Consider the following 17,816-nt stretch of genomic DNA (forward strand, 5'->3'; position numbering starts at 1 on the left):
CTCCTGTTCTTCGTCAGATAGCCCGCTATCTTCCTCATCACAGAAGCGAAAATGCCTCAAAAACTCATCCCAAATCATCGCACGATAAATTCAAAACAGCTTCTTAAAGGAAGTCCGAATTTATCCGCATTTATTTTTCACATCCCTGCATAATTTCCCCCAAACTCTTGACAATCGCCTTCCCGGATGGTATCATTGCGAGACGCAGCCGGTTGCGGAAGCCCGCGGATACAGGTGCGGAGGCAAGCGCATATAGGTGCATACGTTGCAAGATTATTAATCTTACACCAGACGAAGCTATCTATATGGCCAGCCAATCATAATGGTATGAAAAAGCCTGAGAGCCGCTTTTGGCAAGTCTGTTTGTCAAAACATGCCCAAAAACACCTTATTTGTATTTGATATGTTGCAAATTTTCCATAGCTTTGCAGACACTCTACTTATGAGAAACATAATAACCTAATAAATCTTACCAAAAGAAATGGAAACAAAAAGAGTTTACACCTTCGGAAACGGACATGCCGAAGGAAAAGCAGACATGAGAAACCTGCTGGGCGGTAAAGGCGCTAACCTTGCTGAAATGAACCTGATTGGCGTACCTGTTCCTCCCGGTTTCACCATTACTACAGAAGTTTGTAACGAATATTTCGAAAAAGGCAAAGACGATGTAGTAGCTCTGTTGAAAGATGACGTCGAAAAGTCTATTGCGGGAGTCGAAACACTCATGAAATCAAAGTTCGGTGATGTAGAAAATCCGTTGCTCGTATCTGTACGTTCGGGTGCACGCGCGTCTATGCCAGGCATGATGGACACTATCCTGAACTTGGGGCTGAATGACGAAGTGGTTGCCGGATTGGCACGCAAGACAGGCAACGAACGTTTCGCATGGGATTCATACCGCCGTTTCGTGCAGATGTATGGCGATGTTGTATTGGGCATGAAGCCTGCCAATAAAGATGATATCGACCCGTTCGAGGCGATTATCGAAGACGTGAAGAAAAAGAAAGGGGTCCGCTTGGACAATGAACTGGAAGTGGACGACCTGAAAGAACTGGTAAGACGCTTCAAGGAAGCTGTTAAGACTCAAACCGGTAAAGAATTCCCTGCCAATGCTTACGAACAATTGTGGGGAGCTATCTGTGCCGTATTTGATTCGTGGATGAACGAACGTGCTATCCTTTACCGGAAAATGGAAGGCATACCGGCTGAATGGGGTACTGCCGTAAACGTGCAGGCAATGGTATTCGGAAACATGGGTGACACTTCTGCTACCGGCGTTTGCTTCTCTCGTGATGCCGCTACAGGCGAAGACCTCTTTAACGGTGAATACCTGATTAACGCCCAAGGCGAAGACGTAGTAGCAGGTATCCGCACGCCGCAACAGATTACTAAAATCGGTTCTCAACGCTGGGCGCAACTGCAAGGCATTTCAGAAGAAGAACGTGCCAGCAAATATCCTTCGATGGAAGAGGCCATGCCGGAAATCTATAAAGAACTTGACGAGCTGCAGACCAAACTGGAAAACCACTATCATGACATGCAGGATATGGAATTCACCGTACAGGAAGGAAAACTTTGGTTCTTGCAGACCCGTAACGGAAAGCGTACAGGTGCTGCCATGGTGCGTATCGCCATGGAGATGCTGGAACAGGGCTTAATCGATGAAAAGACAGCTGTCTTGCGTTGCGAACCGAATAAGTTGGATGAACTGCTTCACCCTGTATTCGATAAAGAAGAACTCCGTAACGCTAAGGTCTTGACTCGCGGACTTCCCGCTTCTCCGGGTGCTGCTACAGGTCAAATTGTATTCTTTGCAGAAGATGCGGCTAAATGGCGTGCCGATGGTCATCGGGTGGTTATGGTACGTATCGAAACTTCTCCCGAAGACTTGGCTGGAATGACCGTTGCTGAAGGTATCTTGACCGCACGCGGCGGTATGACTTCACATGCTGCCGTAGTGGCTCGCGGTATGGGTAAATGCTGTGTGTCGGGTGCAGGAGCTATCAATGTAGACTATAAAGCCCGCACGGTAGAAATCGATGGTGTCGTGCTGAAAGAAGGTGACTATATTTCCTTGAACGGTAGTACAGGCGAAGTTTATCAGGGCGAGGTGCCTACCAAGGCAGCTGAAGTATCAGGAAACTTTGCAAAACTGATGGACTTGTGTAACAAATATACCCGCTTGCAGGTACGTACCAATGCCGATACTCCCCACGATGCGGAAGTAGCCCGTAAGTTTGGTGCCGTAGGTATCGGACTTTGCCGTACGGAACACATGTTCTTTGACAATCAGAAGATTATCGCTATGCGTGAAATGATTCTGGCACCGGATGAAGAAGGACGCAAGAAGGCGCTTGCTAAGTTGTTGCCTTACCAGAAGAATGACTTCAAGGGCATATTCAAAGCAATGGACGGTTATCCTGTAAATGTACGTTTGCTCGACCCGCCTTTGCATGAATTCGTTCCGCACGACCAGAAAGGCCAGGAGGAAATGGCGAAAGCGATGGGTGTTACGGTAGATTATATCCACCAGCGTGTAGAAAGCCTGTGCGAGCACAACCCGATGTTAGGTCATCGCGGATGCCGCTTGGGAAATACTTATCCCGAAATTACCGAAATGCAGACGGAGGCTATTTTGGGTGCCGCTTGTGAGCTGAAGAAAGAAGGTTACGACCCGCATCCTGAAATCATGGTTCCGTTGATTGGTATCTTGTACGAATTCGAAGCACAGGAAAACATCATCCGCGCTACGGCTAAGAGAGTTTTCGAACAAGAAGGTATAGAAGTTCCGTTCAAGGTAGGTACGATGATTGAAATTCCACGTGCGGCTCTGACCGCTAACCGCATCGCTTCGCATGCTGAATATTTCTCATTTGGAACGAATGACTTGACGCAGATGACATTTGGCTATTCGCGCGATGATATCGCTTCCTTCTTACCGGTTTATTTAGAGAAGAAGATTCTGAAAGTAGACCCGTTCCAGGTACTTGACCAGAACGGTGTAGGCCAGCTTATCCAAATGGCAGTAGAGAAAGGCCGTTCAGTACGTCCTGATTTGAAATGCGGTATCTGTGGCGAACATGGAGGCGAGCCTTCATCAGTGAAGTTCTGCGATAAAGTAGGATTGAACTATGTCAGCTGTTCTCCATTCCGCGTGCCTATCGCACGTTTGGCTGCGGCGCAGGCTGCAGTAGAGGATACTCTCTAAAAATATCTTAGGCATTGATTTAGGCTGTAATGTCCTGTATGACAGGCATTACAGCCTAAACTGTTTTTATACGGTTCGTTCATTTGACCGCATAAATTGAGCCAAATAAACGGCTCTTGCATACAAATTACATACGAAATTCTGATGCTGCGCATACAAAAGGACATACAAAAGTAATTCATTACAAACCAACAATTTATGGCAACATTTAAAGCAATCGTAAGGTACAAGAGAGCCGATGGCTTCTACCAAGTCTATATCCGTGTCGTTCACCGCTCAAAAATGGGATATATAAAGACAGACAAGTTTATCACCGATAAGCAACTTACCAAAGCTGGTGAAATTAAGGATGCGGTAGTGAATGAATTTTGTTCGCGTGAAATATTACGTTACTCTGATATGATTAATCGTCATGAGGTATCAAACTATTCAGTCTCTGAGTTGATAGAATTTCTTCAGCACTCGGATGGTGATGTAAACTTTAGTGAGTTCGCAGCTAATTTCATTGCTCAAATGATAAATGGTGGTCATGCTCGAAATGCAAAAAATTATCAGCTTGCCGTTAATCATCTTGAGCGATATTTGGGAACGACACAAATTATGTTCAGCACACTTACCTCTGTTGTTTTGAAAAAATGGATAGACAGTCTGGCAAAAACAAACCGAGCCAAAGAAATGTATCCTACTTGTGTGAGACAGATTTTCAAAAAAGCCATTATCGAGTTAAACGATGAAGAACGTGGCATCATGCGTATAAAGTTCAACCCTTGGCTGAAAATAAAGATTCCAAAATCAGATAGCACAGTGCAAAGGGCAATCAGTGCGGAAGCTTGCCGTGAGTTCTTCAACCGTCCGCTTCCAAAAACAAAGATGCTGTCTCCCCTTCCGGAGCTTGGCCGGGATGTGGCTCTTCTTTCGTTGTGCATTGGTGGCATCAATACCGTTGACCTTTACGAACTCAAAAAGAAGGACTACAACAATGGCATTATCGGCTATAAAAGAGCCAAGACCCGCAACAGCCGGAAAGACGAGGCATACATGGAAATGCGTATCGAACCATTTATCCAGTCCACTTTTGAGAAGTATTTGTCCGGCGAGGATGATGAATACCTGTTCGTATTCCACAGCCGTTACAGCAACTCCGACAGTTTCAATGCCAACGTGAATATCGGAATACGCAAGATATGCGCCGACATGGGCATGAAAAAGGAGGACTACTACTGTTATTACACGTTCCGGCACACGTGGGCGACCATCGCCCAAAATGACTGTGATGCCAACCTTTATGAAGTGGCGTTCGGCATGAACCACAGCCACGGCCTGAATGTCACCCGTGGCTATGTCAAGATAGACTTCACCCCGGCATGGAGGCTGAACGCCAAGGTCATCGACTTCATCTTTTTCAGTGACGAGAAGAGCAAGCAAGGCAAAGCGCGTGACATTGAAGCCCCGGCAGACAAGCTGTTCCGCATATCCAAGAAGATGATGATTCGCGGACGGGCCTATTTCAAGGGAAAAGTGCTATCCGAATTTACAGACATCGGTTTCAGCAATGTTGACCAGGTGATTGCCAGGCTGGCAAAAGAACTTCCGAGTGACATACCGACCGGATGCACCGTACAGTTCCGCATCACAAACTGCGACACCCAAAAGGAAGTTGTCTATGAGAGAAGCAAAGGCAAAGGATTTTAGCCCGTTTGTCTGTAAGTCCAAAACCTGACATGAGGGAAAAACACCATTCCATCCGAACACAGCACGAAGCCGTACCTGACCGTCCGAGACAGGTGCGGCTTTGCTGTTTCGCCTTTATCTTGAATCCGGCGGACGGTTGGCACAACACTGCCCCAGGAAGATGCCGACCAACAGCAATAATCCCTTCCATACAAGGACGCACACCTTCTTCAACAGCCATCCGGCAAGCCGAAGCACGTTCCTTGCCAGCCATAATACCAACCGTAGCAGAAGCGAAAGCACGATGATGACAGGTACCAGGTATATTATCAGTAACAGTTCAAACATATACTCAAAATTAAGTGAAACCATAAGCCATACGAGGCTATTTTTCACCATAAATATACTAAAAATCAGCGACATACGAAAATATTTCGGTTGCAATTTTCCAACAAAACCCTTGATTGACAAACGATTGCCCATTGTGCTTCCATATCAAGATAGCTTTATACATATCGTTTGAAATATACTGGTGACAAGTGCCTGTATTTCCAAAATCCGAAATCATCAGGTGCAAAAAACTAGTTTTCTCTGGTCTGATGAGTGACTATAAAGTAATGTCAAGGTCGTCTTAGCCTTGGTCGGTCATTACATTACTACATTATTGCATCATGCTGAAATATCCCAGCTCATTAGCACCTGAAAAACGAAAGCCAATGTTTCTTTTTCCCTCCTGTTATTGGACAAGCGGACAATGTTTCCGATAAATTACGGATAGATGAACCAACATAACCGACCACTTGGAACCAAGGTCAGCCCTATTCCCCATCTTGGATTATAAGATAACTGAATGACCCGATACACACAGTCCAAGATAAATCCTGTCTGACAAACCCGACAATCGGATGCTCTCGATACCCCGGTCAAATTGATATGTTCCTTTGAAGAATAGTGTTGTGCATTTTGTCCGGAAGCCCCTTTCCACGGTAATTTTGACGCAAAAAAGAACCCGGGATGACATTGCCCTGCGTTGCAGGATTTTCCAAGCAAGTTGTACTTTTGTGGCCACAAAACTCCGTTTGTTCCCCCAAAAGTGACTTGCCGGATGCCATGCACCGGAGCGGCACCGCCGCTGTTTCGCCCTGCGAAATAAGGTAAGACAATCCCGGTTGCAAACAAACCGGAACATGAAGGAACATAGGAACAAGTACATCAAGGTAAGGATGACCCCGGAAGAAGTCCGGGAGTTCAAGGAGAAATCGGCTGAATACAAGACCGTAAGCCACTACGTGCGCAAGGCACTCGAAGAGTATTCAAACGTAAGCGTCAGGCGGCAGCTTGAACTCATGCAGGAACTCGGTTCGTTTTACCGCAGATACCAAAGCGAACTGTCCCATATCGGCGGGAACATCAACCAGGCGATGAAGCGTGCCAACGAGCTGGCGGTTGCAGGGTTGCTGCCGCCAAGCTATATCCGGGAAGTTCTGTTGCCGCTCATCCGGGACACACAGGAAACCGTCAACGGGATAAAAAGACAACTTGACATCCTCACATCAAGAATAAACAAGCCTTAGAACCAGACATATCACCAATCCAGATAACACCACCCCAAGATGATAGCGACCATATTACCCGGAAGCGCGGACTTCCATGCCGTTGGTTACAACGAACACAAGGTATCGAAAGGGCTTGCCCGGCTCATCGAGATGCGGAACTTCGGGACAATCGGTCTGGCAGGCAGACCCACCACGGAGGAGCTTACCGGCTATCTCAAAAAATACAGTTCCACCAACAGCCGCATCCGGAAACCGCAGTTCCATGTGGCCGTCAGCTGCAAAGGCCGTGAGATGACGGAATCCGAACTGCTGGATTTCGCGCACCGATACCTCAAGGAAATGGGATATGCCGAACCCGGACAACCTTGGCTCATCTACGCCCACCATGACACCGACAACACCCACCTGCACATCATCACCTCGCGTGTCGCCCCCGACGGCAGGAAGATAGCCTATAGTCACGAGCGCAGGCGTTCCCAGGAAGTCATAGACAGGATTCTCGGCACGGACAGGCAAAAGAAGATTGCCGACGACATGGACGCGGCCAGGCAATATACCTTCTCCTCTTTCGCCCAGTTCAAGGCAATCATGGTTTCTATGGGATATGAGGTATATAAGAAAGATGAAAACGTATTTATCAAGCATGGCGGCAAGGTGCAGCGGCAAATTCCGTTGGCCGAAGTCGAACAGCTTTTCAAAAGCGGCTATAGGGAACGCGCCCGTTGCCGCCAGCTGCGGAGCATCCTCAAAAAATACCGGGACGTGAGCGGCGGCAAGGAAGAGCTGCAGAAAGAGCTGAAGGAGAAGTTCGGCATCGACCTCGTGTTCTTCGGCAGGAAGGATGCGCCCTACGGCTACATGATTGTCGACCACGCCCACCGTACCGTCATCAACGGGGCAAGGGTGCTGGCCACGGAACAGCTTCTGGACTTCGCCACCCCGGAACAACGCTTCGCACGCATAGAGGACTACATAGACCGGCTGCTCACCCTCAACCCGAAAATCACGCAGGGCGAGATTTTCCAGAAGCTGAGGAAGCAGCGTGCCTATATCAAGAAAGGCGTCATCCACTTTGACGGACAGACACGCCCGTTAAAGCCGTTCATGGCGGAAGCCATCGACCGGAACAACCGCATCCGTTTCATCGAGATGTTCCACCCGGCCACAGAAGCTGAACGCGATCTGCTCTGCAAAATCTTCAAGGTGAACCGTCCTGATCTGGTGGACCTGTCAGGCGAAAGGCCGCAGTCCCATACGGATGCCGTCAGCCGCCTGCATGAAATCTTCAATGACGAGAACGTCTTTTCCGTGAAAAGTGCCCTTCATGAGGAAGGCTTCATCATCCGCGAGGAAGCGGGCGCGGCATATGCCGTCAACTTTAAAAGACACATCGTGATAGACCTTGCGGCGGAAGGGCTTGACACGGAACGGCTGAAACCCCGGCCACGGAAGCAACAGGCCAAGCAGACACATTCCACCGGAAACGGCGGAAAGAAGATACACATACACGGATTGAAGGATTCCGGTGCCGGAAGCCATGCCGAAAAGCGTGAGTGGGAAGTCGGCGGCAAGGGAGGCTACGATGACATTGACGACGGACGCAACCTTAAACGGTAGACCATGAGGAAAAAACGGAGACTCCCTTTTGTCACCTGTCTGGCCGCATAAGCCGTCATACCTTTTAATCCGCTGCATAAAATACTTCGGTCAGGCTGACCTGAAACACAAAAGTGTTGTGCATTTCGTTACCGTCCTATCCGGTGCATACTTTTGCACCGAACCAAACGACCGTGGACAAAATGATACAGACACCCGTCATCGTGACATTCGCCAACCAGAAAGGGGGAGTCGGCAAGACGACCCTCTGCGTCACCTTCGCCAACTACCTTGTGACGAAGGGCGTGCGTGCCGTGGTCGTCGACTGCGATTTCCAGCACTCCATCATGAAGTGCCGCAAGGCCGACATCAAGAAATACGGCGAGGAAGCCGTACCCTACGACGTGCTGGCCTACGAGGCCAACGACAAGCAGGCCATGACCGCGCTCATGGAGAAGCTGCACAACGACCCCAGCATAGACGTGGTGCTCATGGACTCGCCCGGCAGCCTGAAGGCGGAGGGGCTGATACCCATGTTCGTCAACTCGGATATCATCGTCGTGCCGTTCCATTACGACCTGGTGACCGTCCCCTCCACCGCGAGCTTCCTCCTGTTCATCGACCGTCTGCGCAAGGCCGTGGGCGGACGGATGAAAGCCCGGCTCTTCATCGTCCCCAACCTCCATGACGGACGGGTGGGCAAACGCTCCGAGCTGGAACTGTGGGAGAACACGGGGAAGACCTTCGCCAACTATGGGCTGGTGACGGACAAGATTCCCAAGCGGGCCGACATGGAACGTTTCAGCACGGTGGCGGAACTGGATATGCAGGCCGGCATCGTCAGTCCGGTGTTCGACAAAATATACGCCGGAATTTTCGTTGACGGCACCCCCAAAGACATAAACCATCAATGACCATAGCGTAATGAACAAGGAATTACAAATAGACGACCTCACCAGAGGCATCAATGACGACGAACCTGCATTCAAGGGAGAAGGACAAGCGGAGCAAGGCACCGCACATCCCGGTGACAAGTGCTGGCAGGACTTCATGGCCTACCTTGAAGCGCCGACGGACGGGAACGGCAAGGCAGACCGTCTGGTATGCAAACTCGACCGCGACCTGGCCGACTCGCTTGACGACTGCGACATCCGTGGCCGCTGCCGTTCCGACCTCGTGAACGCCATCATCCGCTCGTTCTTCGAGAACCACCTTTCCCTACTGGCGCAATACCGCCGCGAGAAGAAATCATTGTTCAACAACTATAATCCTGAATCCCATGCGTAGAATCGACTGGACAGAAACCATGCTCTCCCGGCTTGCCGAGCTTTATCCCGTGGAGACCACCGCACATACTGCCTATATGCTCCAGATAGGCGTAACGGCCGTGAAGGAAAAAGCTCGCGAACTCGGACTGGAGAAGCTGGCCAAGAGCCGGTGGCTGGAACGTGCCGGACATATCAGCCGCCACTTCGACAACCGTTCCTACGCCGAGATGGCCGGCGACCTGGGCGTCAGCCGCACCACAGTCAGCCGCATGGCACGCAAGCTGGGGCTGAGCCGGAGCAAGGCAAAGGGTTACGCGATGTCGTCCCGTGTCCGCAATGAGCTGGTACGCCGCGAACGGCGCAGGGCTGTATTCGGTCTTGACCCCCTCACACGCCTCAAGGTTATCTCACACCGCGCCAAGGTCAGGATACGCTCCCGGCTGAAAGCCAACGGATACATCACCGGCGTACACAGGAACATACTGTACTTCACCGAAGCCACATGCCGGAAAGCCCGGCTGGAAGCCAAGGCCACTAGACTTGGACTATCCTTCCTGCCTTTTCCCGAAGACAATACACCATTATCCAATGCCATATAGCCATGCAGTACGGACAAATCGTTTTTATCCTTTTCGTGGCAATGGCCTGCTATTACGCCTTCCTCATCTTCACGGACATCAGGAAAGCGCAGGCGGCCCGGAACGCGGAACAGGAGAACCATACGGAAGAAGAGATAGACATATCGGACGAGGCAAGGAGCTTCCGTCCGACCAGAGTCAGCAGGGACGAGGAGAAGAAAGAAGAAGCGGTTAACCACGGGCAATCCGAACCAGACCCTCGACAAGGAAAAGACTTCCGCCGCCCCGGCTACCGTGAGGCCATCATGACCGACGGCATCCTTGTGGACGACCTCATCCATGAAATCGACAGGCTGGCGGAAACCGGCACAAGCGACCTCGGCATTGTCATATACACCTGCGAGAACGCAAGGTGAGCAAATACACGTTCCTTTAGCGACTCCTGTTCCTTTGGCGATGAAACAACTATTTAATGATTAAAGAAATGCAGACACTAAAAAGAAAATGCCTACGTGCATTCGTCCGTTTCAAACAGTCAGCGTTCGCCCGGAAGGGCACGCTCGCCCTCGTGGCGCTCACCCTCGCCGCCGGCGATGCAATGGCCGGAAGCAAGGGAGCGGCAGGCTTCACCAAGGCCACGCAGGAAGTAAGCTCCTACCAGACTCCCGTCTCCAACCTCATGAAAGCCATTGCGGCGGTCATCGTCCTCGTAGGTGCGTTCAATGTCTATTTCAAGATGCAGAACGGCGACCAGGACGTCAAGAAGACCATCATGCTGACCATCGGCGGTTGTATCGCGTTCATCGCATTGTCAGAGGCTTTGCCACTTTTCTTCACGTAAATCATGGAAGAGAATAAGAGTAATCAAGACGGTTTTCCCGTGTTCAAGGGACTCCAGAAGCCTTTAGAGTTCATGGGCATCCGCGGCCGCTTCCTCACACTGGCGGCGGTGGCCATAGGCGTGTCCTTCGTGGGATTCATCGTCTTCTCCATCGCCCTTGGAAAACTTGCCGGGTTCATCGCCATGCTGGTGATGGCCGCCGCAGGGCTGGCCACCATCTTCGTCAAGCAACGCAGCGGACTGCACAACAAGAAACGGGCGAAGGGCATCTACGTCTATAAGAACATCCGGAAAACGGATTAAAGAGAATTGAAGAACTGATAAAAACAGAAAGCATCCTATGGCACAGAACAGGAAACGGGCATTCGAGGGGCTTTACGCCCAGCTGGAAGAGACGGACGGCCATGCCGTCCTCTTCTCCGCCAGGGGCGAGCCTTCGGTCATATTCGAGACGGCCAACCCCGTGCAGCAGCTATGCACGGACGCGGAGCAGTACCTGCGCTTCCAAGACGTGCTCTCCAACCTCGTACAGACACTCGGCGAGGGCTACGCCCTGCAGAAGCAGGACATCTTCTGCAGACAGGCCTACCACCACGACGTGCCGGAGGATGCGGAGTTCCTGACGCGGAGCTACTTCCGCTACTTCGAGGGAAGGGAGTTCACCGAGATACGCACCTACCTTGTCATCACGCAGGAGGCGCAGCGCGGCCAGTTCGTGCAGTACGACCCGAAGAAGTGGGCGGAGTTCCATTCCAAGGTGGCCAAGGCGGAGGACATCCTGAGCGAGAGGCACATCCGCCACAGGCGGCTGACAAGGGACGAGGTGGACGAATACTGCCACCGCTTCATGGCCTTCCGCTTCCGCCACGGCCCGTTCTCCATGAGTAACTTCAAGGCTTCGGACGAGTACCTGAAGGTGGGCGGCCGCGTGGTGCGCTCCTATCCGCTGGTGGACATCGACGAGATAAACCTGCCCTCACGCATCAGGCCCTACACGCAGGCCGGCGTCAACGGCTACGGCATCGCCACAGACCTTTTCTCGTTTCTGACAAGCGTTCCCCATGCGGATTGCGTGGTGTACAACCAGGTGGTGCAGATACCCGGACAGCGCAAGCTGCTCCGCAAGCTCCAGGCCAAGGCCAAGCGTCACGGCTCCATGCCCGACCCGAGCAACCGGATAGCCAAGGCAGACATCGAGGAGGTCTTGGAAAAGCTTGCCGTGGACAGTTCGCTGCTGGTCTACGCCAACTTCAACATCCTAGTGAGCTGCCCGGCGGACAAGGTCACTCCCGTCACTTCCTACCTGGAAACCAAGCTGTACGGGTGCGGCATCATGCCCTCGCGCACGGCCTACAACCAGCTGGAGCTGTTCACCGACAGCTTCCCCGGCAATGCCTACGCCTTCAATCCCGACTACGACCTGTTCCTTACCCTGTCGGACGCCGCCCTGTGCTTCTTCTTCAAGGAACACCTGAAGGAATCGGAGGACACGCCCCTGACCACGTACTACACCGACCGGCAGGGGCTGCCCGTCTGCATCGACATCACGGGCAAGGAGGGCAAGGTGAAGATGACCGACAACGCCAACTTCTTCTGTATCGGGCCAAGCGGAAGCGGCAAGTCGTTTCATATGAACTCAGTCGTCCGCCAGTTGTTGGAACAGCAGACGGATGTGGTCATGGTGGACACGGGCGACTCCTACGAGGGCATCTGTGGCTACTACGGCGGCACGTACATCTCCTATTCCAAGGAGAAACCTATCTCCATGAACCCCTTCAAGGTCACGGCGGAGGAATACAGGCTGAACTTCGGCGAGAAGAAAAACTTCCTCAAATCGCTGGTGTTCCTCATATTCAAGGGCAGCGCATTTCCGAGCAAGATAGAGGACATGATAGTCAACCAAACCCTCGTGGAGTATTACGATGCCTATTTCCATCCTTTCGAGAAATTCACGGAGAAGCAGCGTGCGGAGTTGCGGCAGAAGCTACTTGTAGACGCCAAAATGGATGACGATTACGAGAAGTACAACCATGAGATGGAAGATATTGACCGCCTGATAAACGCCAAGGATTCGCCGGAGGTGCCGGAAAGCCGCGCCCTGCTGCTCCCCTCGGAAGTTAGGCGCATGAAGCTCGTCCGCCAGTGCCGTTCGCTTATGGTCCTCATGCGCGACAAGGCCGCCTCGGAGTCCGAAAGGGAACACGCCGCACATATCGTGGAGAAATACCGCAAGGAGCTGTACGAGAATACCATGCTGGTCAAGATAGACAAGCAGATAGACCGCATGGAGGAGCAGAAACGGCGGTTGAAGGTCAGGGAACTTTCCTTCAACTCCTACTACGAGTTCGCCGTGGAGCGCATCCCGCAAATCACTTCCCTGGAGAAAATAACATTCGACATACACAACTTCGCAGCCATCCTCAAGCAGTTCTACCGGGGCGGCGAGCTGGAGACGACGCTGAACGCCGACCTGGATGTTGACCTCTTCAACGAGCGTTTCATCGTATTCGAAATCGACAAGATAAAAGATGACCCTGTACTTTTCCCCATCGTGGTGCTCATCATCATGGACGTGTTCCTCCAGAAAATGCGCATCAAGAAAGGGCGCAAGGCCCTGATAATCGAAGAGGCGTGGAAGGCCATCGCCTCGCCCACGATGGCGGAGTACATCAAGTACCTGTACAAGACCGTCCGCAAGTTCCACGGCATCGCCGGGGTGGTCACGCAGGAGCTGAACGACGTGATAGACTCGCCCATCGTGAAGGAGGCCATCATTAATAATTCCGATGTGAAGATACTGCTTGACCAGTCCAAGTTCAAGGACAGGTACGAACAGATAGCCGCCATACTGGGGCTGACCCCCGTTCAGCGTCAGCAGATATTCACCATCAACGCGCTTGACAACCACGAGGGGCGCAGCTACTTCAAGGAGGTGTGGATATGCCGGGGACAGCATTCCGACGTCTACGGCGTGGAGGAAGCCCCCGAATGTTACTGGGCCTACACCACCGAGCGGACGGAAAAAGAGGCGTTGAAAACATACCTGCGGCACTACGGCACGGTGCAGGAGGCCATCACGCGCATCGAGGCCGACCGTAAAAAAGCGGGCAGCCCCAAGTACCTGGAGTTCGCCAGACAAGTCAACCAACATCAAAAAGTAATGTCATTATGGGAAAGCTGAAAAACATATTGTTAGGAACATTCCTGTTTGCCGCGTCCGCCCCCACGTTTGCCGGATGGCGCATCGTCATAGACCGTAACTGCATCGCAACGGTGGGCGCCAACCTGGCCTCGCAGAAGCTCATCGAGGGGCAGCACAACCAACGGCTGGACTCCATCGCCTCCAAGAAGCAGAAGGTGGAACTCTACACCGTGAGCATGGCCACCATCAAGGAGCTGTACAAGCTCTCGATGGAAAACATCTCCGGTTTCGGTACGGAGAGTCTTTACTACAAGGAAATCGGAAGTTGCGCCTTCGATATCCTCAAAGACGTGCCGGAACTTATTGAAACGGTGGGCAGGGCGAAGTTTACGAACAAGCTGCTTTGCCTCAATGAACTCGGCAACCTCGTAGCCGAGACCCAACAACTGGTGGGCGACTTCGTGAACATCGTGAACAACGCCAGGGTGCAGAACCCGCTCAAAGGGGAAGCCACGGCGGAGAGGAAAAGCGACGGGTACAACCTGCTCGACCGCTACGAGCGGCTGACCCTGGCCAATCGCATATATACTAACCTTACGAAGATACGCTACAAGGTGGAGGGAATGATGCTCATGGCACAGTATGCCACAGCGGACGACCTCTTCTTTGCCATCGACCCGGAGGGCTGGGCAAACGTGGTGACCATGAAGAACCGTGTCGGTAGCCTTGTCCAGTCATGGAACGGGCTTGTAGCTTCCAATTACTGAACCAGACAACAAGAGCCATGGACTATAATATAAAAGGTATAGGAAATTACAGGGCGTTTTTTGTTGCCGCCTTTATGGCAATCGCCGTCCTGTCGCTTCCCGTCAGGGTATCGGCCGGAGTCATCCCCAAAGACCTCCCTACCATCGAGGCCCTGATTGCCTTGCACAAGGCCGTCAAGAAGGACGAGGACAAGGCCATGCAGCGTGTGGCCGCCAGCTTCGGCGAGCAGTCGCTCCTCACCAAGGGGGCCGGCAAGTTCAACGACGTGCGCACCACCCTGAACACCAAGCTGGACAATGCCCATTCCTACTTAGTGCTGGCAGGCGCCATCTCTTCCACGGCCAACGCGCTGTACCGGTTGGTGAAGGAATACAAGGACTTCACCTCCAACACGTTCGGCCATGTCAGCAAGAAGCCCTTCGTGGCGTGGTACTATGCCGACGCCAACCTGGCCATATCGAGGGAAGTGAAGCACTGCTACAAGCTTTATGCGTCGGTGGCCGCTTCCGGCATCAACCTGATGAAGGCTTCCATGGACGAGAAGCTGAACCTGGTGATGAGGCTGAAAACCACCATCGACAGGGCGAGGTACATCATCGACAACGCGAACCTGTACTGCTACCTCATTACCGACTGCGGATGGAAGCCGGATTACATCTGGGAGATACTGAACTCCGAGGTCAAGGACGAGATAGCGAAAACGATAATAGACAAATGGAACAAAGGATATGAAAGTTAAAGAGGCCATATTATTGCTGTGTGTAGTCTTCGCCCCGGTTGTGGCGGAAGCACAAGTGCCCGTCCGTGACAACGAGAAGAAGAAACAGTGGCAGTCCATGGAGAACGGGCCGTGGGACTTCGCGCCCGACTGGTACTATTATTTCCTGCACAAGGGTTACTCCGGCGCGGAAATGTATTGGAAATGGGCGGGCTTCAAGTCCGGCTTCCGTGTCCGCTTCAAGGAATCCAAGTCGAACATCAAACGCATCATGCCCACACGGGTCATATCCGAGGAGACCCAGCGGCAGAAGCTGGAGAAGGTGGAGGAAGAACGCAAATATGTGGAAGAGCTGTACAAGGAGGAGCTTGTCCGGGAGGCCGACCGCGCCGTTGACCTGGTCTATCCGGCCTACAAGGACGAGTTCAACCGGATGCAGGACTGCATCACCGACGGCCTGCTCTATTGCATGACGAAAAGCGGCGGAAAGTTGAAGCCGCAGGTGGACGAACTGGGCAGGCAGAATGAAATCCTTTGCGCAGGTATTGCCTATATCCGCAAGACGGGCGTGGGCTACGGACTGGAGAACGCCAAGCGGCAGCAAGCCTACGAAGAAGCCAAAGGAAAGATGGAGGCACTCGTGAAACAGACCGCCAACCTCTGCGCCGTGGCCGCCACACATTATTAGAATTAAAATGTATTACATGAAGATAAGAATACGATTATGCAACTGTCTGCTGTTTTATTGACCATAGGCCTTCCGGCCATCGACGAGAGCCTGGACAAGCTCCTTGTCGCCATGGAAACGTTCCCCAACGTGGCCGTGCTGGGCGACGCGGTGGGACTGGCCCGTATCATCGGGCTGCTGCTCGCCCTCTGCGTGGGTTCCTACGAGTGCTGGATGATGATGCTCGGACGGCGCGGCATGGACGTAATGAAGCTCCTCCGCATCGTCGGCATCTCCATCTGCATCTCTTCCTCCTCGTGGATATGTGACGCCCTGCAGGTGCCCGGCAAGGGACTTGAAAGCGCGAGCAAGGCGATGGCGCAGGCCAAGAACAAGGAGGTGGCCGCCTTCGAGCTGAAGGTGGCTCAAAAACAAAGCGAGTACCTGGACCGGCTGCGCACCGTACAGGATTCCATCGCGACCGCGCAGCAGGTGGCCGCCATCGGACAGGACGCCGCATGGTGGGACAAACTCATCTACAACGTGGAGAACCTTGGCAACACCATCAACAACTACGCCCAACGGGCGGTGGTGGCCACGGAGACCAAGGTCAGCGAATGGATAAACGATGTCATCCGCTTCGTGGGAGAGCTGATTTTCCAGATGTCCTACTACGGCATCCTCGTGGCGCAGCGCATCTTCATGGCCATCATGATGATATTCTGCCCCATCATGTTCGCCCTGTCCCTCGCCCCGCCGTGGAACTCGGCGTGGAGCCAGTGGATGTCCAAGTTCCTTTCCCTCTCGCTGTGGGGCTTCGTGACCTACATGTGCCTGTACTACGTTGACTTCATCCTGCTTTACAACCTGCAACAGGATTTGGTGGCCTACGAGCACCTGCTTCACGGTTCGGTCAACTCATGGTCGCAGATAGGCGCGTTGGGGCTGCAGGGCATCGGCTCCAACTGCATGTACGCCATGGGAATGCTGGTCGGCGCGTACATTATACGTTTCGTCCCGGAAGTGGCCTCGTGGCTCATCCCCGGCGGCGTAAGTTCGGGCGCGGCCACGGCGGCAGGCTCCACGGCTACGGGCATCGCTTCCATGGCAGGAGGCGCGGCCGGTTCGGTGGCCGGGGGCGCGATTTCCATGGTCAAGCCCAAATCAGGAAGATAAACCTAATATTTCAAGAATATGCTCATAGAATCACTGGCACAGAAAACAAGGCTCGCCATGATAACGGTGCTGGCCACCATAGGCGGTTGCGCCGTCATCTGCGGTTTCACCGTATGGTGCTGCATTTCCTTGGTGAACAAGGAAAGGGACCAGATATACATATTGGATGGCAACATCCCGTTCCTCGCCGAGCGCGCGCAGCTGGAGGCCAACTTCACGATGGAGGCCAAGGCGCACATCCAGCTCTTCCATCAGTATTTCTTCAACCTGCCGCCCGACAACGACTACATCAAGTGGACACTCGGCAAGGCCATGTACATGGCGGACGGCACGGCGTTGAAACAGAAGCAGGCGATGGACGAGAACGGCTTTTACTCCGACATCATCTCCTCGTCGGCGGTCTGCACCGTCATGTGCGACTCCATCGACTTCGACGAACAGGAACGGAAGTTCACCTACTACGGTACGCAGCTCATCAAGCGGCGCACCCGTGACCTGAAGCGTTCTTTGGTCACGACCGGATATGTTGAGTCCGTGCCAAGGACGCGGAACAATCCCCACGGGCTGCTGATTACCAACTGGAGGACGCTTGAAAACAAGGATTTGGACTACTAAATGCGATTTGGA

The 17,816-nt window shown here is 52.6% G+C and carries 17 protein-coding genes; 16 read left to right on the top strand and 1 reads right to left on the bottom strand.

The genetic code is table 11. The features are described 5' to 3' along the window. The first annotated feature begins 481 nt into the window (after nucleotides 1-481). Both ppdK and B5F71_RS02570 read left to right on the top strand, forming a co-directional pair. The gene (gene ppdK, locus B5F71_RS02565) at nucleotides 482-3,208 is read left to right on the top strand and encodes a pyruvate, phosphate dikinase (protein WP_087207481.1); all 2,727 of its coding nucleotides are present in this window, start codon (nucleotides 482-484) and stop codon (nucleotides 3,206-3,208) included. A 198-nt stretch (nucleotides 3,209-3,406) separates the two neighbouring features. Next, a complete protein-coding gene (locus B5F71_RS02570) occupies nucleotides 3,407-4,900 on the top strand; it encodes a phage integrase SAM-like domain-containing protein (protein ID WP_087207482.1) in 1,494 nt (497 codons plus the stop codon). Nucleotides 4,901-5,014: 114 nt separating this feature from the next. Here the strand turns inward: B5F71_RS02570 and B5F71_RS02575 are convergent, their stop codons facing one another. Next, nucleotides 5,015-5,227, bottom strand: a complete 213-nt coding sequence (locus tag B5F71_RS02575; protein ID WP_087207585.1) for a hypothetical protein — start codon at nucleotides 5,225-5,227, stop codon at nucleotides 5,015-5,017. Nucleotides 5,228-6,066: 839 nt separating this feature from the next. Between B5F71_RS02575 and B5F71_RS02585 the strand changes: the two genes are divergently transcribed. The 14 genes from B5F71_RS02585 to traK all read left to right on the top strand — a co-directional run bounded on the left by B5F71_RS02585 (nucleotide 6,067) and on the right by traK (nucleotide 17,804). Further along, nucleotides 6,067-6,453 (top strand): hypothetical protein, encoded by a 387-nt coding sequence (locus B5F71_RS02585; RefSeq protein ID WP_087207486.1) that lies wholly within the window; start codon nucleotides 6,067-6,069, stop codon nucleotides 6,451-6,453. Between the two features lie 39 nt (nucleotides 6,454-6,492). Continuing rightward, on the top strand, nucleotides 6,493-8,052 hold the full coding sequence (locus B5F71_RS02590) for a relaxase/mobilization nuclease domain-containing protein (RefSeq protein ID WP_087207488.1): 1,560 nt from the start codon (nucleotides 6,493-6,495) through the stop codon (nucleotides 8,050-8,052). 182 nt (nucleotides 8,053-8,234) lie between these two features. Beyond that, on the top strand, nucleotides 8,235-8,945 hold the full coding sequence (locus B5F71_RS02595; protein ID WP_087207586.1) for a ParA family protein: 711 nt from the start codon (nucleotides 8,235-8,237) through the stop codon (nucleotides 8,943-8,945). Between the two features lie 10 nt (nucleotides 8,946-8,955). Further along, complete coding sequence (locus B5F71_RS02600) at nucleotides 8,956-9,318, top strand: hypothetical protein (RefSeq protein WP_087207491.1); 363 nt, start codon at nucleotides 8,956-8,958, stop codon at nucleotides 9,316-9,318. Then, complete coding sequence (locus B5F71_RS02605; protein ID WP_177607989.1) at nucleotides 9,311-9,898, top strand: MarR family transcriptional regulator; 588 nt, start codon at nucleotides 9,311-9,313, stop codon at nucleotides 9,896-9,898. The genes B5F71_RS02600 and B5F71_RS02605 overlap by 8 nt, the downstream gene beginning before the upstream one ends. A 2-nt stretch (nucleotides 9,899-9,900) precedes the next feature. Further along, complete coding sequence (locus B5F71_RS02610; RefSeq protein ID WP_087207492.1) at nucleotides 9,901-10,293, top strand: hypothetical protein; 393 nt, start codon at nucleotides 9,901-9,903, stop codon at nucleotides 10,291-10,293. Nucleotides 10,294-10,361: 68 nt separating this feature from the next. Further along, on the top strand, nucleotides 10,362-10,718 hold the full coding sequence (locus B5F71_RS02615) for a DUF4134 domain-containing protein (RefSeq protein ID WP_087207590.1): 357 nt from the start codon (nucleotides 10,362-10,364) through the stop codon (nucleotides 10,716-10,718). Nucleotides 10,719-10,721: 3 nt separating this feature from the next. After that, entirely contained in the window at nucleotides 10,722-11,021 is a 300-nt protein-coding gene (locus tag B5F71_RS02620) for a DUF4133 domain-containing protein (protein ID WP_087207494.1), read from the top strand. Nucleotides 11,022-11,058: 37 nt separating this feature from the next. After that, on the top strand, nucleotides 11,059-13,899 hold the full coding sequence (locus B5F71_RS02625) for a TraG family conjugative transposon ATPase (RefSeq protein WP_087207496.1): 2,841 nt from the start codon (nucleotides 11,059-11,061) through the stop codon (nucleotides 13,897-13,899). Then, a complete protein-coding gene (locus B5F71_RS02630) occupies nucleotides 13,887-14,627 on the top strand; it encodes a hypothetical protein (protein ID WP_087207498.1) in 741 nt (246 codons plus the stop codon). The genes B5F71_RS02625 and B5F71_RS02630 overlap by 13 nt, the downstream gene beginning before the upstream one ends. A gap of 74 nt (nucleotides 14,628-14,701) precedes the next feature. Continuing rightward, nucleotides 14,702-15,367 carry a hypothetical protein gene (locus tag B5F71_RS02635; RefSeq protein WP_087207592.1) on the top strand — a complete coding sequence of 222 codons (666 nt, stop codon included), beginning with the start codon at nucleotides 14,702-14,704 and terminating at the stop codon, nucleotides 15,365-15,367. After that, nucleotides 15,357-16,034, top strand: coding sequence for a DUF5045 domain-containing protein (locus B5F71_RS02640; protein WP_087207501.1), 678 nt, complete (start codon nucleotides 15,357-15,359; stop codon nucleotides 16,032-16,034). Before B5F71_RS02635 ends, B5F71_RS02640 begins: the two co-directional genes overlap by 11 nt. A 36-nt stretch (nucleotides 16,035-16,070) precedes the next feature. Then, nucleotides 16,071-17,189, top strand: a complete 1,119-nt coding sequence (locus B5F71_RS02645; protein ID WP_087207503.1) for a hypothetical protein — start codon at nucleotides 16,071-16,073, stop codon at nucleotides 17,187-17,189. An 18-nt stretch (nucleotides 17,190-17,207) separates the two neighbouring features. After that, the gene (traK, locus tag B5F71_RS02650) at nucleotides 17,208-17,804 is read left to right on the top strand and encodes a conjugative transposon protein TraK (protein ID WP_087207505.1); all 597 of its coding nucleotides are present in this window, start codon (nucleotides 17,208-17,210) and stop codon (nucleotides 17,802-17,804) included. Nucleotides 17,805-17,816: the final 12 nt, after the last annotated feature.

Source organism: Bacteroides sp. An269, assembly GCF_002159755.1.
In the GTDB taxonomy this organism is placed as follows: Bacteria; Bacteroidota; Bacteroidia; order Bacteroidales; family Bacteroidaceae; genus Phocaeicola; species Phocaeicola intestinalis.